Origin of the sequence: Leclercia sp. J807 (assembly GCF_009734465.1) — a bacterium.
GTDB lineage: Bacteria > Pseudomonadota > Gammaproteobacteria > Enterobacterales > Enterobacteriaceae > Enterobacter.
The window spans coordinates 1,003,768-1,024,837 of record NZ_CP046446.1; the positions used below are offsets into that span (position 1 = coordinate 1,003,768).

The following is a 21,070-nucleotide window of genomic DNA, read 5'->3' on the forward strand; positions in this document are numbered from 1 at the left end:
TGCCTTTGGGTGGTGCGGGCTCCGGTTTTTTTATTTTCTTTGCTGAGGCATAACGTATGGCATGTGGCGAATTTTCCCTGATTGCCCGTTATTTTGACCGAGTCAGAAGCTCGCGTCGCGATGTGGAAACCGGCATCGGCGACGACTGTGCACTTCTCAATATTCCCGAAAAACAGACGCTGGCGATCAGCACCGACACCCTGGTGTGCGGTAACCATTTCCTGCCGGATATTGATCCTGCCGATCTGGCGTACAAAGCGCTGGCGGTAAACGTGAGCGATCTGGCGGCAATGGGGGCCGATCCGGCGTGGTTAACCCTGGCGCTGACCCTGCCAGAGGTCGATGAAAGCTGGCTTGAAGCCTTCAGCGACGCGCTGTTTGAACAGCTTAACTACTACGATATGCAGCTGATCGGCGGCGACACGACCGCCGGGCCGCTGTCGATGACCCTGGCGATCCACGGTTACGTACCAGCAGGCCGCGCGCTGAAACGCGCTGGCGCGAAGCCGGGCGACTGGATTTATGTCACCGGTACGCCGGGTGACAGCGCGGCAGGGCTGGCGATTTTGCAGAAGCGCCTGATGGTAGAAAACGTCGATGACGCGGCCTATTTCGTGCAACGCCATCTGCGCCCGACGCCGCGTATTCTGCACGGTCAGGCGCTGCGCGATCGCGCCAGTTCAGCTATCGATCTCTCCGATGGCCTGATCTCCGATCTGGGGCATATCCTGAAAGCCAGCGGCGTGGGCGCGCGGATCGACCTCGATCTCTTCCCGCTCTCTGAGGCGATGCGCAGGCATGTGGAGCCAGAGCAGGCGCTGCGTTGGGCGCTCTCCGGCGGGGAAGATTATGAGCTGTGCTTTACCGTACCCGAGCTGAACCGCGGCACGCTGGATGTGGCGTTAGCCAATCTGGGGGCAGGGTTTACCTGTATCGGCCAGATTATGCCGGAAAGTGAAGGACTGCAATTTGTGCAGAACGGCGAGCCGGTGACGCTCGACTGGAAAGGGTACGATCACTTCGCTTAGTTTTGTGCGGTCTGCTGCGCCGGGTGGCGGCTTCGCCTTACCCGGCCTACGAACACACATGTAGGCCCGGTAAGCGCAGCGCCACCGGGCTTTTTTATTTAAACCCCACCACCGGATGCTCCTTGTATGGCGTCTCCAGCTCGGCAATCTGCTCCGGCGTCAGGGTGATATCCACGGCGTTGATCAGCTCATCCAGCTGCTCTTCCCGCGAGGCACCGATAATCGGTGCGGCTACGCCCCGTTTGCTCAGCACCCATGCCAACGCCACCTGGGCGCGCGTTACACCAAGATCCTCGGCAACGCCCGTTAAGCGCTCAGCGATTTGCGCATTGTTGGCCTCGGTTTCGTCATACAGCGTTTTGCCAAATTCATCGGATACCGAGCGGGCAGTGGTTTCGCCCCACGGACGGGTTAAACGCCCGCGCGCCAACGGACTCCATGGAATCACCGCCACGCCATGCTGGTAGCAGAGGGGCAGCATCTCCCGCTCTTCTTCGCGATAAATAAGATTGTAGTGATCCTGCATGGTGACGAACGGTGCCCAGCCGTGTTGTTCCTGTAGTGCCAGCGCTTCGGCAAACTGCGCGGCATGCATTGACGACGCGCCGATATAGCGCGCTTTGCCTGCCCTGACCACGTCGTTCAACGCTTCCAGCGTCTCTTCGATCGGGGTGTTGTAATCCCAGCGGTGGATCTGCAGGAGATCGACATACTCCATATTCAGGCGGCGCAGGCTGTCATCAATGGAGCGCAGGATCTGCGCCCGGGAGAGGCCTTCCGGTAGATCGCCTACCTGATGGTAAACTTTGGTGGCAACCACCACCTCCTCGCGGCGGGCAAAATCGCGCAGCGCCCGGCCAACGATCTCTTCGCTGCTGCCGTCGGAGTAGCTGTTGGCGGTATCAAAGAAGTTAATGCCGCCTTCGAGGGCGTGTTTGATGATCGGACGGCTGCTCTCTTCCGGCAACGTCCAGGCGTGTTTACCCCGGTCCGGTTCACCAAAGGTCATGCAGCCCAGGCAAAGACGGGAAACCTTAAGATCCGTTTTTCCTAATGTATTGTATTGCATGGTTCCACTCCTGCTGTTTGCTTAAAACGTACCGTTAAGCATAGCAGGAGCGGAAAGGGGAGGGATTATGCCAGCCAGGCGGCGATGCGCGCTTCGATACCTGCGGCATCCAGGCCGATTTCGGCCCGTGCTTCGTCCTGGGTGCCCTGCGGAATAAAGTGATCCGGCAGGCCGAGGTTCAGAACAGGCACAACTTTACGCTTCGCCATTAGCACTTCGTTCACGCCACTGCCCGCGCCGCCCATAATCGCATTCTCTTCGAGTGTGATCAGTGCTTCGTGCTCAGATGCCATCTTCAGGATCAGCGCCTCATCGAGCGGTTTCACAAAGCGCATATCCACCAGCGTCGCGTTAAGGGATTCCGCCACTTTTGCCGCTTCCGGCATCAGCGTACCGAAGTTGAGGATCGCCAGCTTTTCACCGCGACGCTTAACCACGCCTTTACCAATCGGCAGTTTTGCCAGCGGCTCGAGAGTAACGCCAACCGCGTTACCGCGCGGATAACGCACGGCCGTTGGGCCATCCTGATAGTGATAGCCGGTGAACAGCATCTGACGACATTCGTTCTCGTCGCTCGGGGTCATCACCACCATATCCGGGATACAGCGCAAGAAGGAGAGATCGAACGCCCCCTGGTGCGTCTGGCCGTCGGCACCGACAATGCCCGCCCGGTCAATGGCGAACAGCACCGGCAGTTTCTGGATCGCAACATCGTGGATCACCTGATCGTAGGCGCGCTGCAGGAAGGTGGAGTAGATCGCCACGACCGGCTTATAACCGCCAATTGCCAGGCCCGCGGCAAAGGTCACCGCATGTTGCTCGGCAATGGCGACATCAAAATACTGGGTCGGGTATTTGCGGGAAAACTCGACCATGCCGGAGCCTTCGCGCATCGCCGGGGTCACAGCCATCAGCTTGCTGTCTTTGGCGGCGGTTTCGCACAGCCAGTCACCGAAGATTTTCGAATAGCTCGGCATGCCGCCGCTGCTTTTTGGCAGGCAGCCGCTGGTATGATCGAACTTAGGTACTGCGTGGAAAGTGATCGGATCTTTTTCCGCCGGTTCATAACCACGACCTTTTTTGGTCATGATATGCAGGAATTGCGGGCCTTTCAGGTCGCGCATGTTTTTCAGCGTGGAGACCAGCCCCAGTACGTCATGCCCGTCTACCGGGCCGATGTAGTTAAAGCCCAGCTCCTCAAACAACGTGCCGGGAACCACCATGCCTTTGATGTGCTCTTCGGTGCGCTTCAGCAGCTCTTTAATGGGTGGCACGCCGGAGAGCACTTTTTTGCCGCCTTCACGCAGGGTGGAGTAGAGCTTGCCGGAGAGCAGATTCGCCAGGTGGTTGTTCAGCGCCCCGACGTTTTCAGAAATCGACATCTCGTTGTCATTGAGGATGACCAGCATGTCTGGTTTGATATCACCCGCGTGGTTCATCGCCTCAAAGGCCATCCCGGCGGTGATCGCGCCATCGCCAATGACGCAGACGGTGCGGCGCTGTTTGCCCTCTTTAGCCGCCGCGACCGCTACCCCGATCCCGGCAGAAATCGAGGTGGAGGAGTGGCCGACGCTCAGCACGTCGTACTCGCTTTCGCCCCGCCACGGGAACGGATGCAGGCCGCCTTTCTGGCGAATCGTGCCAATTTTATCGCGGCGGCCGGTAAGAATTTTGTGCGGATAAGCCTGATGACCTACGTCCCAGATCAGCTGATCGAACGGGGTGTTGTAGACATAATGCAGCGCCACGGTGAGCTCCACCGTGCCAAGCCCGGAGGCGAAATGGCCGCTGGAGCGGCTTACGCTGTCGAGCAGATAGCGACGCAGCTCGTCGCACAGCTTCGGCAGGCTCTCTTTCGGCAACAGACGTAACTCCTGGGTGGAGTCAACCAACGCCAGTGTCGGGTATTTGGCAATATCAAAACTCATCAGAGACTCATCGTGGTTTTTTCGTTATTTATCACGCTGGATTATATAGTCCGCTAGCGCTTCCAGTGCCGAGGTATCCAGCGACTGCGCAGCCAGTTGCTCAAGCGACTGACGGGCATCCGCAATCAGGTCCCGGGCTTTTTGTCGGGCTTGCTCAAGGCCCAGAAGGGCGGGATAGGTACTTTTGCCAAGCTGCTGATCGGCACCCTGACGTTTACCCAATGTTGCAGTATCGCCCACGACATCCAGAATGTCATCCTGAACCTGGAACGCTAAACCGATACTTTCTGCGTAGCGATCCAGAATCGGCAAGGCTTCGCGTCCTCGCTCACCCGCGCTCAGCGCCCCCAGACGAACGGCGGCGCGAATCAGGGCGCCGGTCTTGTGACGATGAATGCGCTCCAGCTGTTCCAGATTAACCTGACGGCCTTCCGCCTCCAGATCCAACGCCTGACCGCCGCACATGCCGGCAACGCCGCTGGCCATCGCCAGCTCCGAAACCATCGCCAGACGGTCGCGATCCGCCACTTCCACCATCGGTGCATCGCTCAGGATCGAAAACGCCAGCGTTTGCAGGGCATCGCCTGCCAGAATGGCATTCGCTTCGCCAAACTTAATATGGCAGGTTGGTTGGCCGCGGCGCAGATCGTCGTCGTCCATCGCCGGGAGATCGTCATGGATCAGCGAATAGGCATGAACACACTCCACCGCAGCGGCCGGGGCATCCAGCGTATCCAGACTGATCCCGAACATTCTGCCGGTGGCATAGACCAGAAAAGGACGCAGGCGCTTACCGCCTAACAGTGCGCCATAATGCATGGCCTCAACCAGTGGAGTGTTCTGAAAAGGCTGTGGTTCTATAAAACGGCGCAGTGCGTCGTTAGCTCGCTCGACACACGCCTGAAGCTGGTTCGAAAAATCCATCTACTCGGCATCCGGGGTGAAGGGTGTGGTGGCAGCGTTTTCATTGTCGGAGAGCAGGATCTGCACGCGCTGTTCCGCCTGTTGCAGCTTTACCTGGCCCTGGCGCGCCAGCTGCACGCCGCGTTCGAATTCATTAAGCGCCTCTTCTAACGGCAGGTCGCCGCTTTCCAGACGGGTAACGATTTGCTCCAGTTCACTCAGCGCAGTTTCGAAACTGGCGGGTGCATCGTTTTTCTTCGGCATAGTGAATGTCTGACTCTCAGTTTTTTATCCCTGATATGGTATCGGACTCAGGGTAATTATCAAATAACGCGCAATGTGCACAGGAGGCGCCTGATGGTGGTATACTTGCGCGCCTGGAAGCAGCCTTCGGTTAAAGGGGCTGCTGTACTTTTCCATTACAAGCTTAAATGCTTGCCAAAGAAACATTGCCGCCATGAAGTTTATCATTAAATTGTTCCCGGAAATCACCATCAAAAGCCAATCTGTGCGTTTGCGCTTTATTAAAATTTTAACCGGGAACATTCGTAACGTTCTGAAGCACTACGACGAGACCCTTGCCGTCGTGCGTCACTGGGATCATGTTGAAGTCCGCGCTAAAGATGAAAATAAGCGCCTGGACATTCGTGATGCCTTAACCCGCATCCCGGGGATCCACCATATTCTGGAAGTGGAAGATGTTCCGTTCACTTCCCTGCACGACATCTTCGAAAAAGCGCTGGCGCAGTATCGCGATCAGATCGAAGGCAAAACTTTCTGCGTGCGCGCCAAGCGTCGCGGTAAACATGAGTTTAGCTCGATTGAAGTAGAACGTTACGTGGGCGGTGGTCTGAATCAGCACGTTGAATCTGCGCGCGTACGTCTGACCAACCCGGAAGTGACCGTTCACCTTGAAATCGAAAACGACCGTCTGCTGCTGATTAAAGGGCGCTATGAAGGGATTGGCGGTTTCCCGATTGGTACTCAGGAAGATGTGCTGTCGCTGATCTCCGGCGGTTTCGACTCCGGTGTCTCCAGCTATATGCTGATGCGTCGCGGCTGCCGCGTACACTACTGCTTCTTTAACCTTGGCGGCGCCGCCCATGAAATTGGCGTGCGTCAGGTTGCGCACTATCTCTGGAACCGTTTCGGCAGCTCCCACCGCGTGCGTTTTGTCGCGATTAACTTTGAACCTGTGGTGGGTGAAATCCTCGAAAAAGTGGACGACGGCCAGATGGGCGTGGTGCTGAAGCGCATGATGGTGCGTGCGGCCTCGAAAGTCGCTGAGCGTTACGGCGTACAGGCGCTGGTGACCGGCGAAGCGCTGGGCCAGGTCTCCAGCCAGACCCTGACCAACCTGCGTCTGATCGACAACGTGTCGGATACGCTGATCCTGCGTCCGCTGATCTCTCACGATAAAGAGCACATCATCGATCTGGCGCGTGAGATCGGTACCGAAGACTTTGCCCGCACCATGCCAGAATACTGCGGCGTGATCTCGAAAAGCCCAACCGTAAAAGCGGTGAAGGCGAAGATCGAAGCGGAAGAAGAGAACTTCGATTTCTCCATTCTTGATAGAGTGGTGGAGGAAGCCTCTAACATCGATATCCGCGAAATCGCCCAGCAGACCGAGCAGGAAGTCGTCGAAGTGGAGACCGTTAACGGTTTCGGCCCGGATGACGTGCTGCTGGATATCCGCTCCGTTGATGAGCAGGATGCGAAGCCGTTTGAGCCGGAGGGAGTAGAAGTGGCCTCGCTGCCGTTCTACAAGCTGAGCACCAAATTTGGCGATCTCGATAAGAGCAAAACCTATCTGCTGTGGTGCGAGCGCGGGGTGATGAGCCGTCTGCAGGCGCTCTATCTGCGCGAGCAGGGCTTTACCAATGTGAAGGTGTATCGCCCGTAGTGGTTGTGCCGGGTGGCGGCTACGCCTTACCCGGCCTACTCGTGCTGTGTAGGCCCGGCAAGCGTAGCGCCGCCGGGCAATTTCTACGCTTCGTAATAATTATAAATTCCCGCCGCCATCACCAGCGATGAGGCCACTTCATACGCTTTTTCGCGCCCGACCAGCAGCTCAATAATCTTCAGCGCAAAATCAATCGCCGTACCTGGCCCCTGGCTGGTGAGCAGGTTGACGCGCGGATCCCAGACCATACGTTTGTCCACCCATTGCTCTTCGGGAATGCGATCTTTCAGCGTCGGGAAACCGGTCATGTTGCCAATCGGGAAGATATTGTGCGGAACCAGCACCGTAGCCGCCGCCGCGCAAATGGCCGCGACGATCCGCCCGGAATGGTGAAACTGCCTGACCGTCTCGACCAGCAGCGGGCTGTCGCGGAAACACTCGGCGCCCTTCAGGCCACCCGGCAGGACAATAACGTCGTAATCACCGTCGGCGACTTCCACCAGCGGGGCATCTGCCACAATCTTCACCCCACGAGAGCAGGTAATAACCAGGTTGCCATCGCTGGCGACGCTTGCCGTTGTGACGCTAATCCCGGCGCGAACCAGCAGATCGATGGTGGTGACCGCTTCGGTCTCTTCGCTACCAGGGGCGAGGCATACCAGTGCCGACGCGCTCATACTCACTCTCCTTACGTTTAACCTGTTCATACAGACGGACATTTTCTGGCACGCTGATACCGTGCGCCCGGGCGCGTTTTAGCAGGTAACCGGTGATGTAGTCAATTTCAGTATGGCGCAGGGCGCGGATATCCTGCAGCATCGAGGAGATATTCTGCGCGGTACTTTCAATGACCTCTTCGACGTAATAGCGAATGTCCTCTTCCGAGGTGTGAATGCCTTCCCGCTCTACCACCGCGGCCACCTCGGCGCACAGCGTTGCCACCTCCTCAGGGTGATGTTTAAGCTCACCGTTCGGGCAATTCAGCAGGGCAGTCAGCGGATTGATCACGCAGTTTACCGCCAGCTTGCGCCACATCTGTGGGCGAATGTTATCGTGCCAGGCGACATCCGGCAGCACCTGTTGAAAGCGATCCGCCAGATAACTGTAGTCGCCCGCCTGGTCTCGGGCAGGGCCGATATGCGTCATGCCGCTGGCGACATGAACAATCACATTGCCATCCCGGCGGGCAGCATGGGTGGTGATTGCCATCAGCAGCGGCTGGTGAATGTGTCTGAGCTCTTCAATGGTGCCCATGCCATTGTGTAACAACATGATCGGGGAGGTGCGGGGGAGGGTGGTTGCCAGCGCCCGGACCGCATCGGAAACCTGCCAGGCTTTCAGGGTGACCAGCAGCAGATCGCTTTGCGCCAGAAAATCAGGATCGTTAGCGATAAGAGATTCGTTAAAGATACTCCCATCTTCTTCAATCACGTTTACACTGCAATAGGGCTGTGGCACGCGCAGCCAGCCCTGTACTTCATGCCCATGTTTGCAAAGTGCGGTGAGCCAAAGTTGTCCCAATGCCCCGCATCCGAGCACGGTAATTTTCATCGTTCCTCCTCACCTGCAACTGCGCCAGGTGTTACAGCATTTAGTATAGCGTCGACAACTAAGCTTCTGTTGAGTTATGCCTCGTAGCGGGTATTATGCAACGCAACAAAAGTGAAGGGAGAAGAAAAGATGCCATCTTTCGATATTGTTTCCGAAGTTGATATCCAGGAAGTACGTAACGGCGTGGACAACGCCAGCCGCGAGGTTGAGTCTCGCTTCGATTTTCGTGGCGTTGAGGCTTCATTTGAGCTGAATGACGCAAATAAGACGATTAAAGTGCTGAGTGAGTCTGATTTCCAGGTGAATCAGCTGCTGGATATCCTGCGTGCCAAGCTGCTGAAGCGCGGCATTGAGGGGACGTCTCTGGATGTACCGGAAGATTTTGTCCACAGCGGTAAAACCTGGTTTGTTGAAGCCAAACTGAAGCAGGGCATTGAGAGCGCGGTTCAGAAGAAGATCGTTAAGCTCATCAAAGACAGCAAGCTGAAGGTGCAGGCGCAGATCCAGGGCGAAGAGATTCGTGTAACCGGGAAATCCCGCGACGATCTGCAGAGCGTGATGGCGCTGGTACGCGGCGGCGATCTCGGCCAGCCGTTCCAGTTCAAGAACTTCCGCGATTAAGAAAATGCCCGGCTTAGCCGGGCATTTTTTCAGGCTCTCAGTGCCTGTTCAACTTCGAAGCGGTTTGTCACTTTACTGTCGATTTTGACATACAAACTGCGCTCCTCAGGCACCAGTAATACCTCACTGACACCCTCTTTGGCTTCAAGTCGCTGTTTTAAGGTATCGCTGATATTCACATCAGACGGAATTTCCACCCGCAGGCTGCTGACATACTTCGGTTCTTTCATGGTGCTGGCGACCAGCAGCCAGAGTGTTGCCAGCAGCGCGCCCGCCAGGAAAACGGTTTGTGAATCAAACAGGCCGTCAACCCAGCCGCCTAATGATCCGCCGATTGCCACACCGATAAACTGGCTGGTGGAGTAGATCCCCATTGCCGTGCCTTTATAGCCTGCCGGGGATTCTTTACTGATCAGGGACGGCAGCAGGGCTTCCATCAGGTTGAACGCAAGGAAGAACAGCTGCACACCCGCAACCAGCTCCCAGAAGTGCGGGCCTGAGCCCCACAACACAATTTCCGCAATCAACAACAGGGCGACGCAGGTGATAAAGACGCGCTTCATCCGGCGCTTCACTTCGGCATAAATAATAAACGGCACCACGGAGACAAACGAGATGAGCATGGTCACCAGGTAGATTTTCCAGTGCTCGGCTGCGGGGAAACCCGCTGCGGCAAGCTGGCCGGGCAAGGCGACGAAGGTGGACATCAGCAAAATATGCAGGCACATAATGCCGAAGTTGAGCTTCAGCAGGCGCGGCTCAACCAGCACTTTGCTGAAGCAGCCCTTAACCATTCCCGATTCGCGGTTCAGCACATGGTTTTTGCTGTCCGGCACTACCCATATCGTCAGGGCGATACCCAGCGTCGCCAGTACGGCAATCATCCAGAACAAGGCATGTAGCCCAAGAGCATGAGTGATGATCGGGCCCAGCACCATGGCGATGGCAAAGGTCACGCCGAAGCTCACGCCAATAAAGGCCATCGCTTTGGTGCGGTTCTGTTCACGGGTCAGATCGGACAGGAGCGCCATCACGGCGGCGGCGATGGCACCGGAGCCCTGCAACGCGCGACCGAGAATAATGCCCCAGATAGAGTGGGAGAGGGCGGCAATCACACTACCGGCGACAAATACCAGCAGCCCGCCGACGATTAACGGTTTACGGCCGACGCGATCGGAGAGCAGGCCAAAGGGGATCTGAAATATTGCCTGCGCAAGGCCGTAAATGCCGATGGCAAGGCCAATCAGCGCCTCGCTTGCGCCCTGTAACGCCATGCCGTATGTCGTCAGGACCGGCAGAACCATAAACATGCCGAGCATGCGCAGTGAAAAAACCGTCCCCAAACCCCAGGTAGCGCGTAGCTCGCCCGGCGTCATTTTATAGTCGTTCATTACCACCTCTGTCTAAAAAGCGCGTCCAGTGTAGTCTGAGAGCGGGACGGGGTAAACAGAGCGATGATAAACAATTATTTCTGGAGTTAATGATTCGTGCGATTAAACCGGGGGCAGGGTGATTAATTTTTTTCTATCACGTTAATAGAGAGAGGAACGGTAGTTCACGACAAAAAGAGCAGTAATAATTATAAAAAATAAAAGGGGATTTAATAAATTTAAAAGTATAGAGTCAGGGGCAAAGCCCCTGACTCTATATTCATAGCGAATTACGCGTTGGCGCCATCCAGGAAGCTGTTCCAGCTAGAGGAAGCATTATCCTTAAATTCGGACCAGTTTTTACCAGCAGTGTCGGTAAATTTATTCCAGCTGTTAGCACCATTGGTAAGGAAACCATTCCAGTTTGAATCACCCTTCAGGAAATCACCAAACGCAGTGGCGCTTTCAGCGACGAAGTCAGCGAATGCTGCACCGGAGTTCAGGGCGAAGGTACCAAAGCTCTGAGACGCATTAGCCAGGAAGCTGTTGAAACCGCTTAACGCGCCGAACAGGTTAAAACCGCCGGATACGAACTGAATTTCTTGAACTGATAATTCTTTCATTTTGTATTTCCTTATGGAATGAAATTAATGGGTGGGCTAATTACCCACGGCGAAGATTACCATTGGTCCATATCGTTGGGTAGTTAATATTATTTGCAGCGGTTTATATGTTCTCTTTTTGGCTTGATCGATATTTTGTTTATATTTATATGTCGTGAATTATTTGTCTTTAATATAAAAATAGCCCGCGACCGTTAAGGTGGCGGGCTATTTTATGCTTACGTCTGGCGGGCAGACGTAAGGTTATTAAAACTTACCAGACGTAAGTCAGCAGGTTATGTGAATCTGGCACCATAAAATCTACAGACATCATGACGCTCAGTGCGGTAATGGCGATGATGGAGAAGCCGAACAGCTTACGCGCCCAGACTTTATCATCTTCCACTTTATAACCGCGCAACGCCATGCCGAGCCACCAGACGCTCACCGCTGCAGCAACAACCAGATATTTATATCCGGCGTAACCGCCCAGGGAGAGCATCAGCGTAGCCACCGCAAAAGCGATGATATAGAGCGTGATATGGTTCTTGGCGACGGAGATGCCTTTCACCACCGGCAGAACCGGGATGTTCGCTGCCTGATAATCCTTAAAGCGGAAAATCGCAATGGCGTAGGAGTGGGGCATCTGCCACAGGCTAAAGATAGCCAGCAGGATGAGCGCACCGCTGTCGAACTCGTTGGTGACTGCGCAGTAGCCAATCACCGGCGGCGCAGCGCCGGAGAGAGAACCAATCAACGTACCGTAGACGGAGTGACGTTTCATATACAGGCTATAGATGCCCACATAAACCACGAAACCCATCACCCCCAGCCAGCAGGCCAGAGGATTGGCGCCGAACCACAGCAGCATAAAGCCAGCAATACCCAGCAAGGTGGCGTACACCAGCGAGACGGCAGGAGACATCAGGCCTTTTACCAGCACCCGATTTTTCGTCCTTTCCATCTTCCTGTCGATATCCATGTCGATGTAGTTGTTAAATACACAACCGGACGCAACCACCAGTGACACCCCAATCAGCGTGGAGATAAAGAGGGTGTAATCGATGCTGCCTTTAGAAGCCAGCAGGAACCCTCCGATCACCGAGATCAGGTTGCCAAAGATGATGCCTGGTTTTGTTACTTGCAGGTATTGCTTAAACATACTCGCCGCTCTTAGTGAACCATCATGTTGTAGTTGAGGTTCCACATAATCCAGATGGATCCGACTACCAGGATTGCGATGATAATCACGGTAAAGATGAATGCTGTCATATTCCAGCCTTCATCAGACTTGGTGTTCATGTGCAGGAAGCAAACCAGATGCACCAGAATCTGCACTACCGCGGTAACCAGGATGGTGCCCAGAATTGCCGCGTGAGAAGCAGTACCGCTCATCACCATCCAGAACGGAATGACCGTCAGGATGATCGACAGGATAAACCCTGTCATGTAGGTCTTTACGCTGCCGTGGGAAGCGCCATGATCGTTAGAATGACTCATTACATCGCCCCCATCAGATAGACTACAGAGAACACACAGATCCAAACCACATCCAGGAAGTGCCAGAACAGGCTCAGGCACATAATACGGGTGCGGTTAGTGCTGGTCAGGCCGCGACGGGAAATCTGGAACATCAGAACAGCCATCCAGATCAGACCGGAAGTCACGTGCAGACCGTGGGTACCGACCAGCGCGAAGAACGCTGACAGGAAGCCACTGCGATCCGGGCCGAAGCCTTCCATGATCAGGTGATGGAATTCATAGATTTCCATCCCGATGAAGCCAGCACCAAACAACCAGGTCAACGCCAGCCAGGAGACGACCTGGCTCTTGTTGTTTTTGTACATGGCGATAGCCGCCATGCCGTAGGTGATGGAGCTGAACAGCAGCAGGGCAGTTTCAACCAGAACGAACGGCAGCTCAAAAATGTCCTTACCGGTCGGGCCGCCCGCTGTGCCGTTCACCAGAACGGCATAGGTCGCGAACAGACAGCAGAACAGAATGCAGTCGCTCATCAGGTAGATCCAGAAGCCGAAAACTTTCGTCGGCCCTGTATCGTGGTGCGCGTGGTCATGCGCGTGGGCAGTTGAGTGCGTCAAAGTATCAGTTGCCATTTTTCAGCCCCGCTTTAGAAATCTCATCGAAATGCTGGTTTTCCAGTTTTTCGACTTCACGGACTGGTACGTAGTAGTCCACGTCCTCGTCAAAGCTCTTCACAATCCAGCTAATTACGACGCCGGCAAAGCCAACAATCGCCAACCACCAGATGTGCCAGATCATTGCGAAACCAAATACCGTAGTGAAGGCGGCGATGACAATGCCCGCACCGCTGTTTTTCGGCATGTGGATCTCTTCGTAATGCGTAGGTTGCTTGTACGCTTCGCCTTTTTCTTTCATTTCCCAGAATGCGTCACGCTCATGAATGTGCGGCACAACGGCAAAGTTATAGAACGGCGGTGGAGAAGAGGTCGCCCACTCCAGCGTACGGCCACCCCATGGGTCACCGGTCAGGTCGCGGTTCAGGTTACGGTCACGGATAGAGACGTAGTACTGAATCAGCTGACATGCGATACCGCAGGCAATCAGCGCCGCGCCGCCCGCTGCAATCAGCAGCATTGGGTGGAACTGCGGATCGATCTGCTGGCTCAGACGACGGGTCATACCCATGAAGCCCAGCACGTACAGCGGCATAAATGCCACGAAGAAGCCGATAATCCAGAACCAGAACGCGCGTTTACCCCAGGTTTCGTTCAGCGTGAAGCCGAACGCTTTTGGCCACCAGTAGGTTACGCCAGCGAAGCAGCCGAAGACGACGCCGCCGATGATAACGTTGTGGAAGTGCGCGATTAGGAACAGGCTGTTGTGCAGAACGAAGTCAGCACCTGGAACAGCCAGCAGTACACCGGTCATCCCACCGACGGAGAAGGTCACGATGAAGCCGATGGTCCACAGCATTGCTGAGTGGAACTGGATACGGCCCTGGTACATGGTGAACAGCCAGTTGAAGATCTTAACCCCGGTAGGGATTGCGATAATCATGGTCGTAATACCGAAGAAGGCGTTTACGTTCGCGCCCGCACCCATGGTGAAGAAGTGGTGCAGCCAAACGATGAACGACAGAACGGTAATACATACGGTTGCCCACACCAGCGAGGTGTAACCAAACAGACGTTTACGCGAGAAGGTCGCCGCGATTTCGGAGAAGACACCGAACACCGGCAGAACCAGGATGTACACTTCCGGGTGACCCCAGGCCCAAATCAGGTTGATGTACATCATCATGTTGCCACCCATATCGTTGGTAAAGAAATGGGTACCCAGATAGCGATCCAGGGTCAGCAGCGCGATGGTGACGGTCAGAATTGGGAAAGAGGCGATAATCAGGACGTTGGCGCACAGAGATGCCCAGGTAAATACTGGCATCTTGAACATCGTCATGCCTGGGGCACGCATCTTCAGGATGGTCACGAAGAAGTTAATACCGGTCAGGGTAGTACCGATACCGGAGAGCTGCAGCGCCCAAATCCAGTAGTCAACACCTACACCAGGACTGTATTCAATTCCCGATAGCGGCGGATAGGCCAGCCAACCGGTCTGCGCGAACTCACCGACGCCCAGAGAGAGGTTAACCAGAATCACACCGACAACCGTGAACCAGAAGCTCAGGTTGTTCAGGAACGGGAACGCAACGTCACGCGCACCGATTTGCAGCGGCACGACCACGTTCATCAGACCGATAACCAGCGGCATCGCCACGAAGAAGATCATGATAACGCCGTGGGCGGTAAAGATCTGATCGTAGTGGTGCGGTGGCAGGAAGCCTGCTTCGCCTGCGGAGGCAAGCGCCTGCTGGCTACGCATCATGATCGCATCCGCAAAGCCACGAATTAACATGACGATACCGACGAGGCAGTACATGATGCCGAGTTTTTTGTGGTCGACCGAAGTCAGCCACTCATTCCACAGGTAGCTCCACTTACCGAAGTAAGTGATCAGGCCAACTAAGGCCGCGCCACCAATGATAATTGCAGCAATCGTAACCATGATAATAGGTTCATGGTACGGCACTGCATCCAGTGTCAATTTTCCGAACATTTTCTTCCTCGGCCCCTTAGTGAGCGGTTTCCGCGTGGCTCATGTCCATGCCTTCCATACCTTCGTGCGAGTTGTGCTCGCCTTCAGGCTGGGTCACGTCCATGCTCTTGCCATGTCCCATAAATTTGCCAATGACATCTTTGAACAAATTCGGTTTCACGTTAGAGAAGTACTCCACTTTGTTGTATTCGCTAGGCGTTGCCACTTTTTCGAACGTAGCCATGTCAGACATGGTGTTCGGGGACTGTTTCGCTTTAGCGACCCACTGGTCGAAAGCGGCACGGTCAGGTGTGGCAATGGCTTTGAACTTCATACCAGAGAAGCCCGGACCACTGTAGCTGGCGGAGATACCGTCATAGGTGCCTGCTTCGTTGGCAATCAGGTGCAGGTTAGTCTGCATACCGGCCATCGCGTAAATCTGGCTGCCCAGACGCGGAATAAAGAAGGAATTCATCACGGAGTTAGAGGTCACTTTGAACTCTACCGGAGTGTTCGCCGGGAAGGCGATTTCATTCACGGTAGCAATGCCCTGTTCCGGGTAGATGAAGAACCATTTCCAGTCCATGGAGACCACTTCGATGGTGATAGGTTTCTCATCGTGAACCAGCGGTTTGCTCGGCTCGAGCGAGTGAGTGGTTTTCCATGTCAGCACGGCAAGGAACAGGATGATCAGGATAGGCACCGTCCAGACCACAGCTTCCACTTTATTGGAGTGTGACCAGTTAGGGCTGTACTTCGCATCTTTGTTGCTCGCACGGTACTTCCAGGCGAAACCAATAGCCATCAAAATGGCAGGAATAACGACGATCATCATCAAGCCGAAAGCCGTCAGAATCAGGGAACGTTGTTCCAGTCCAATCTGTCCTTTGGGGTCCAGAAGCGCAGAATCACAGCCACTGAGTAATACAGTGCCTGCAATTAACGACAACCAGCCCAAACCTTTATTGTATTTCCTAAGTGTCATTTAACGACCTCAATTCCACGGGGACCTTGGTGGCGTTTAAAGTGTGGGGGCATTTTACGGGAAGGTTACATTACTGTAAACATCATTAGGACTGTGTCAGTAACGTGTTACCGGGTTCTGCCGGATAAGTCACACATGTTGCAAAGTATAGCCAATCCCGGACAGGAGTCCCGTCATACGCGGCTTATAACGAATCCAGTCCTGTCGGGAGGGGAAAGGGGTTAATTGGTATAACCATTGTGAAAAAGACACAAATAATTAACAAATAATTTGCAATAAAAAGACAATTAAAAAACGGAAAATTAATCTTTCGGTTGCTGAATCGGTTAAAGGAAAATAGGGTTTATTACCGCTTCCAATAATTTCCGGAATTCTAAGACGCACGAAACAACAAATATTATTTTGAACTGGACAGATTTATTTACCGTTATAATTTCACAAGGTGATTACAACGGCAAATAACCGTTTTTTATCATTTTACGCCGTTTGGGTTTTACGCATGGCCAGATAATCGAGAAGCGCACCGGTCACGATCCCGACCATCGCCAGCAGCGCACCCACATCAAGCAGCAGCAGGGTAAACGGCAGATCGAGGGTGGTCGTGGCATTCATAATCGCCACGACAAGCCACAGCGCCAGCATCAGACAGCCCGCCAGCAAGATTCTTAAGGCGAAGCGATAGGCGGACGGATAGAGCGTCCTTTCCATAAAGTGTTCGGTTTGCTGGGTATATTCCAGCGAACGGCGGCATATTAATAACAGGAGCAGCCCAGGAATGGCCGCAAACACAGAGAACAGATAGAACTCCGCCCAGCCGTGCGTTTCAACGAACCAGCCCGCGATAGGGCCAACGTAGACGCGACCTACCGCAGAGAGCGCCGAGAGCAGGGCGAACTGCGTGGCGGAAAACGATTTATTGCACAGGGTCATCAGCAGTGCGACAAACGCGGCTGTCCCCATCCCACCACACAAGTTTTCGAAGAACACCGCCGTCGCCATGCTGAGCATATGCTTATCGGTGATGGAGAGCAGCCAGTATCCGGCGTTCGAAATCCCCTGCAGAATGCCGAAAATCAGCAGGGCACGAAACAGGCTTAAGCGCTGCATCAGCACGCCGCCGTAGAGCGCGCCGATAATCGTGGCAATCAGCCCCAGCGTTTTGTTAACGACCCCCACTTCACCAGCATCGAAGCCCACTCCGCGTATCAGGAAGGTCGTGGTCAGGCTCATCGCAAACGCATCGCCAAGTTTGTACAACACAATCAACAGCAGAATGAGCCAGGCGTTGTTACGGCCAAAAAAGTCACGCAACGGTTCAGCCACAGCCTGCTCAAGGGAGCGGGGGACCGGGATCACATCGCTCGGTTCCGGGGCAAGAATTGTGGCGATCATGCAGGGAATAAGCAGGATGGCCATCAGCCAGTACATCCCCTGCCAGCCGAGGTATCTGTCCGCCAGCCACAGGGCCAGCCCGCCTGAGACCAGCATGCCCAGACGGTAACCCAGAACGCTGATGGCGGCACCGGCGCCGCGCTCTTCGGCTGAAAGCACGTCCGTTTTCCAGGCATCAAATACGATATCCTGCGACGCAGAGCAAAACGCGATCACCACCGCCAGCGCAGCCATCCAGCGCAGCTGCGACGCAGGCTCAAGGAAGCCCATGGCGGCAATCGCCAGCAGCAGCATCGCCTGGGTCATCAGCAACCAGCCACGACGCCTGCCGAGGAAAGGCGGCGTGTAGCGGTCCATCATTGGTGACCATAAAAACTTAAAGACATAGGCCTGACCGACCAGCGAGAAGAAGCCGATAGTTTTAAGATCGATATTTTCGACGGTCATCCACGCCTGGAGCGTGCCGGATGTCAGGGCAAGGGGTAAACCGGAGGCAAAACCGAGGATCAGCAAGATAGCTGATTTAGGCTGCTGGAAAATGCGTAAGTAATGACTGGACATGAGGTAATACTGACCCGACCGGTGGCCGGGTCAGCAGGCAGACTTAACGTGCGTTCTGCTTGATGAATTCGTGAATGCTGGTGTCCTGCGCCATATCGGCGATGGTGTCGGTCAGCACGCTGTTAACCGCGTTAGCAATGTTCTGGTTAGAGGCCTGGAACGCACCTTCAACAGAGTAGCTTGCACGGTAGTTTTTGTTCATTTTGTTGCCGTTCTTCGCGGTAGCGATGATAGCGATATCGGCTTTGGTGGCGATGTTATAGCGCACGTTGCCCTGAGAGACGTCAGCGTACAGGTTGTTCACGATGATCTGCAGATCCACCGCGCCGCTTGGGCCAACCATATAACCGCGAGCGGTCATCTGCTTCTCAAGCACTTCCTGCAGCAGGAAACGCAGATCGCGGGAAGCGGTCAGGGTGACAACCTGGTTGTCGCGGGTGACTTTCGCCAGCGCCTGGTCGCGACGCTGGTCTGCGCCGTTAATGCTTACGGTCACGCCCATCAGGCTTGGATCCTGCTGTGGCAGGGTGATCTTTGGCGAAACATCAATGGTGGTTGGCGGGGTCGCGCAGCCAGCCAGCATAAACAGGGCGACTAAAGGGAAAAAGAGTTTTTTTAACATGTTCAGGCTCTCAACGAATCGTAAGCATATAGAGATAAAAATTGCCGCCATCATAACATCGCCAACGGCAAGGGGAAGTGGTCAACGCATGTAAATTCATCGCCTTGTCTGAAAACTGACCACCTGAAACGCTTTTCCGTTATTCGAACGACAAAACGACGCTTCCCTTATAGGACTTCATACGGTTGAATGAGAAAATCAGACGAAAGCTAAATTTTTGTTGTCTTGTTGTTATGCAAGCGGTAAAAGCGGCTAACATTTAAAGGGATGGGTGACATCTCAGCGTTGTCGGAGGAGTAATTTCATGATGATACGTGAACAGATTGAAGATAAGTTAAGGGCGGCGTTTGAACCTGTGTTCCTTGAAGTCGTCGACGAAAGCTATCGTCATAACGTACCGGCAGGCTCTGAGAGCCACTTTAAAGTGGTGCTGGTCAGTGACCGTTTCGCTGGCGAGCGTTTTCTCAACCGTCACCGTATGATTTACGGAACCTTGACGGAAGAGCTCTCGACCACGGTCCATGCGCTGGCGCTCCACACTTATACAATCAAAGAGTGGAAGGGGTTACAGGATACGATTTTCGCATCGCCACCGTGCCGGGGAGCCGGAACGATCGCGTAATAAATCCTGTTTGCAACAGCAGGAGCTTTTCCAGTATGTTGCATAAAGATTACGTCAAAGCGGCCTGCGGGCCGTTTTGTTTTGTCCGGGTTTTGAGCCGGTGGCGCGATTTTAAGGCTAAAAATAGCCTTAATTTGTGAAAAAAGCCGCAGCAACATACGCCAACCGTTCTCGACTCACTAAAGTGATGCCGCTATAATGCCGCGTCTTAATGAATGTCTTCGGGATGATTCTGGCGACAGGGAATGTGAATCTGCTACAAGAGAGCATCCCGGTATTGCGAGGCAAATTCAGAGTTGACCGAGCACTGTGATTTTTTTGAGGTAACAAGATGCAAGTTTCAGTTGAAACCACTCAAGGCCTTGGCCGCCGTGTAACGATTACAATCGCTGCTGACAGCATCGAAAACGCTGTAAAAAGCGAGCTGGTCAACGTAGCGAAGAAAGTCCGTATTGACGGCTTCCGTAAGGGCAAAGTACCGATGAATGTCGTTGCTCAGCGTTATGGCGCTTCTGTTCGCCAGGACGTGCTGGGTGACCTGATGAGCCGCAACTTTGTTGACGCGATCATCAAAGAAAAAATCAACCCAGCCGGTTCCCCGACCTATGTTCCGGGTGAATACAAACTGGGCGAAGACTTCACCTACGCGGTAGAGTTCGAAGTCTATCCAGAAGTTGAGCTGAAAGGCCTGGAAACGATTGAAGTTGAAAAACCTGTCGTTGAAGTGACTGAAGCTGACGTTGACGGCATGCTGGACACCCTGCGTAAGCAGCAGGCGACCTGGAAAGACAAAGACGGCGCTGCTGACGCAGAAGACCGTGTCACCATCGACTTCACCGGCTCTGTAGACGGCGAAGAGTTCGAAGGCGGTAAAGCATCTGACTTCGTACTGGCGATGGGCCAGGGTCGTATGATCCCAGGCTTCGAAGAGGGTATCAAAGGCCACAGCGCTGGCGAAGAGTTCACCATCGATGTGACCTTCCCGGAAGAGTACCACGCTGAAAACCTGAAAGGTAAAGCGGCTAAGTTCGCCATTACCCTGAAGAAAGTTGAAGACCGCGAGCTGCCAGAACTGACTGAAGATTTCATCAAACGTTTCGGCGTTGAAGATGGTTCTGTTGAAGGTCTGCGTGCAGAAGTGCGTAAAAACATGGAACGCGAGCTGAAAGGCGCCGTGCGTAACCGCGTGAAGTCTCAGGCTATCGAAGGTCTGGTTAAAGCTAACGAGATCGAGATCCCGTCTGCGCTGATCGACAGCGAAATCGACGTTCTGCGCCGTCAGGCTGCACAGCGTTTCGGTGGTAACGAGAAGCAAGCGCTGGAACTGCCACGCGAGCTGTTCGAAGAGCAGGCTAAACGCCGCGTTGTCGTTGGTCTGCTGCTGGGCGAAGTGATTCGTACCCACGAGCTGAAAGCTGACGAAGAGCGCGTTAAAGGCCTGATCGAAGAGATGGCTTCTGCCTATGAAGATCCGTCAGAAGTTGTTGCTTTCTATGGCAGCAACAAAGAGCTGATGGAAAACATGCGCAATGTCGCCCTGGAAGAGCAGGCTGTTGAAGCGGTTCTGGCCAAAGCGAAAGTGTCCGAAAAAGCCACTTCTTTCAACGAACTGATGAACCAGCAGGCGTAATTCTGCCCGCTTTGTTTAAAGTTTGAGCAAAAAACCCGTTGCCTTTCGGCGGCGGGTTTTTTTTATCACAGTTATAAATCACGAAGCGTGATAAAACGCCTTTTCAGTGTTAGCGTTACAACAAAAGATTGTTATGCTTGAAATAGGGCTGAGCCATCCCCATTAGTGGGGAAGCAGTATTAAAGAGACTGGCTGATAATCCGTCC

20 protein-coding genes are annotated in these 21,070 nt (G+C 54.2%); 5 read left to right on the plus strand and 15 right to left on the minus strand.

Annotation, left to right across the window (positions count from 1 at the left end; genetic code table 11):
• The first annotated feature begins 56 nt into the window (after nucleotides 1-56).
• Nucleotides 57-1,028, plus strand: coding sequence for a thiamine-phosphate kinase (gene thiL, locus GNG26_RS04650; RefSeq protein WP_156237922.1), 972 nt, complete (start codon nucleotides 57-59; stop codon nucleotides 1,026-1,028).
• A 94-nt stretch (nucleotides 1,029-1,122) separates the two neighbouring features.
• Here the strand turns inward: thiL and GNG26_RS04655 are convergent, their stop codons facing one another.
• The 4 genes from GNG26_RS04655 to xseB form a co-directional block, all read right to left on the minus strand.
• A complete protein-coding gene (locus GNG26_RS04655) occupies nucleotides 1,123-2,097 on the minus strand; it encodes an aldo/keto reductase (protein ID WP_103178465.1) in 975 nt (324 codons plus the stop codon).
• Between the two features lie 65 nt (nucleotides 2,098-2,162).
• On the minus strand, nucleotides 2,163-4,025 hold the full coding sequence (gene dxs / locus GNG26_RS04660; protein WP_156237923.1) for a 1-deoxy-D-xylulose-5-phosphate synthase: 1,863 nt from the start codon (nucleotides 4,023-4,025) through the stop codon (nucleotides 2,163-2,165).
• A gap of 24 nt (nucleotides 4,026-4,049) precedes the next feature.
• Entirely contained in the window at nucleotides 4,050-4,949 is a 900-nt protein-coding gene (gene ispA / locus GNG26_RS04665; protein WP_103824032.1) for a (2E,6E)-farnesyl diphosphate synthase, read from the minus strand.
• Nucleotides 4,950-5,192, minus strand: a complete 243-nt coding sequence (gene xseB / locus GNG26_RS04670) for an exodeoxyribonuclease VII small subunit (protein WP_103824033.1) — start codon at nucleotides 5,190-5,192, stop codon at nucleotides 4,950-4,952.
• A 193-nt stretch (nucleotides 5,193-5,385) separates the two neighbouring features.
• Here xseB and thiI point away from each other — a divergent pair, with 193 nt between their 5' ends.
• Complete coding sequence (gene thiI, locus GNG26_RS04675) at nucleotides 5,386-6,834, plus strand: tRNA uracil 4-sulfurtransferase ThiI (protein ID WP_156237924.1); 1,449 nt, start codon at nucleotides 5,386-5,388, stop codon at nucleotides 6,832-6,834.
• Between the two features lie 83 nt (nucleotides 6,835-6,917).
• Here thiI and yajL read toward each other — a convergent pair whose 3' ends face one another.
• Nucleotides 6,918-7,511: a protein deglycase YajL gene (yajL, locus tag GNG26_RS04680; RefSeq protein ID WP_103824035.1), complete on the minus strand. Its 594-nt coding sequence runs from the start codon at nucleotides 7,509-7,511 to the stop codon at nucleotides 6,918-6,920.
• Nucleotides 7,474-8,385 (minus strand): 2-dehydropantoate 2-reductase, encoded by a 912-nt coding sequence (gene panE, locus GNG26_RS04685; protein ID WP_156237925.1) that lies wholly within the window; start codon nucleotides 8,383-8,385, stop codon nucleotides 7,474-7,476. The genes yajL and panE overlap by 38 nt, the downstream gene beginning before the upstream one ends.
• Before the next feature lie 129 nt (nucleotides 8,386-8,514).
• Between panE and GNG26_RS04690 the strand changes: the two genes are divergently transcribed.
• A complete protein-coding gene (locus GNG26_RS04690) occupies nucleotides 8,515-9,006 on the plus strand; it encodes a YajQ family cyclic di-GMP-binding protein (protein ID WP_103178471.1) in 492 nt (163 codons plus the stop codon).
• A gap of 29 nt (nucleotides 9,007-9,035) precedes the next feature.
• Here the strand turns inward: GNG26_RS04690 and GNG26_RS04695 are convergent, their stop codons facing one another.
• From GNG26_RS04695 to GNG26_RS04735, 9 genes are all read right to left on the minus strand, one after another.
• Nucleotides 9,036-10,397 (minus strand): MFS transporter, encoded by a 1,362-nt coding sequence (locus GNG26_RS04695; protein WP_156237926.1) that lies wholly within the window; start codon nucleotides 10,395-10,397, stop codon nucleotides 9,036-9,038.
• Between the two features lie 269 nt (nucleotides 10,398-10,666).
• Nucleotides 10,667-10,999 carry a hypothetical protein gene (locus tag GNG26_RS04700; protein WP_103824038.1) on the minus strand — a complete coding sequence of 111 codons (333 nt, stop codon included), beginning with the start codon at nucleotides 10,997-10,999 and terminating at the stop codon, nucleotides 10,667-10,669.
• A gap of 253 nt (nucleotides 11,000-11,252) precedes the next feature.
• The gene (gene cyoE, locus GNG26_RS04705; RefSeq protein WP_156237927.1) at nucleotides 11,253-12,140 is read right to left on the minus strand and encodes a heme o synthase; all 888 of its coding nucleotides are present in this window, start codon (nucleotides 12,138-12,140) and stop codon (nucleotides 11,253-11,255) included.
• A gap of 11 nt (nucleotides 12,141-12,151) precedes the next feature.
• Nucleotides 12,152-12,478, minus strand: a complete 327-nt coding sequence (locus GNG26_RS04710) for a cytochrome o ubiquinol oxidase subunit IV (RefSeq protein ID WP_103178475.1) — start codon at nucleotides 12,476-12,478, stop codon at nucleotides 12,152-12,154.
• Complete coding sequence (locus GNG26_RS04715) at nucleotides 12,478-13,092, minus strand: cytochrome o ubiquinol oxidase subunit III (protein ID WP_103178476.1); 615 nt, start codon at nucleotides 13,090-13,092, stop codon at nucleotides 12,478-12,480. Before GNG26_RS04715 ends, GNG26_RS04710 begins: the two co-directional genes overlap by 1 nt.
• Nucleotides 13,082-15,073, minus strand: coding sequence for a cytochrome o ubiquinol oxidase subunit I (gene cyoB, locus GNG26_RS04720; protein WP_103824040.1), 1,992 nt, complete (start codon nucleotides 15,071-15,073; stop codon nucleotides 13,082-13,084). Before cyoB ends, GNG26_RS04715 begins: the two co-directional genes overlap by 11 nt.
• A 16-nt stretch (nucleotides 15,074-15,089) precedes the next feature.
• Nucleotides 15,090-16,037: a cytochrome o ubiquinol oxidase subunit II gene (gene cyoA / locus GNG26_RS04725; RefSeq protein WP_103824041.1), complete on the minus strand. Its 948-nt coding sequence runs from the start codon at nucleotides 16,035-16,037 to the stop codon at nucleotides 15,090-15,092.
• A gap of 477 nt (nucleotides 16,038-16,514) precedes the next feature.
• Nucleotides 16,515-17,990 carry a muropeptide MFS transporter AmpG gene (gene ampG, locus GNG26_RS04730; RefSeq protein WP_156237928.1) on the minus strand — a complete coding sequence of 492 codons (1,476 nt, stop codon included), beginning with the start codon at nucleotides 17,988-17,990 and terminating at the stop codon, nucleotides 16,515-16,517.
• 43 nt (nucleotides 17,991-18,033) lie between these two features.
• Nucleotides 18,034-18,612 carry a lipoprotein gene (locus GNG26_RS04735; protein WP_103178480.1) on the minus strand — a complete coding sequence of 193 codons (579 nt, stop codon included), beginning with the start codon at nucleotides 18,610-18,612 and terminating at the stop codon, nucleotides 18,034-18,036.
• A 304-nt stretch (nucleotides 18,613-18,916) separates the two neighbouring features.
• Between GNG26_RS04735 and bolA the strand changes: the two genes are divergently transcribed.
• Nucleotides 18,917-19,234 (plus strand): transcriptional regulator BolA, encoded by a 318-nt coding sequence (bolA, locus tag GNG26_RS04740; RefSeq protein WP_039032378.1) that lies wholly within the window; start codon nucleotides 18,917-18,919, stop codon nucleotides 19,232-19,234.
• 331 nt (nucleotides 19,235-19,565) lie between these two features.
• On the plus strand, nucleotides 19,566-20,864 hold the full coding sequence (gene tig, locus GNG26_RS04745) for a trigger factor (RefSeq protein ID WP_103824043.1): 1,299 nt from the start codon (nucleotides 19,566-19,568) through the stop codon (nucleotides 20,862-20,864).
• Nucleotides 20,865-21,070 lie beyond the last annotated feature (206 nt).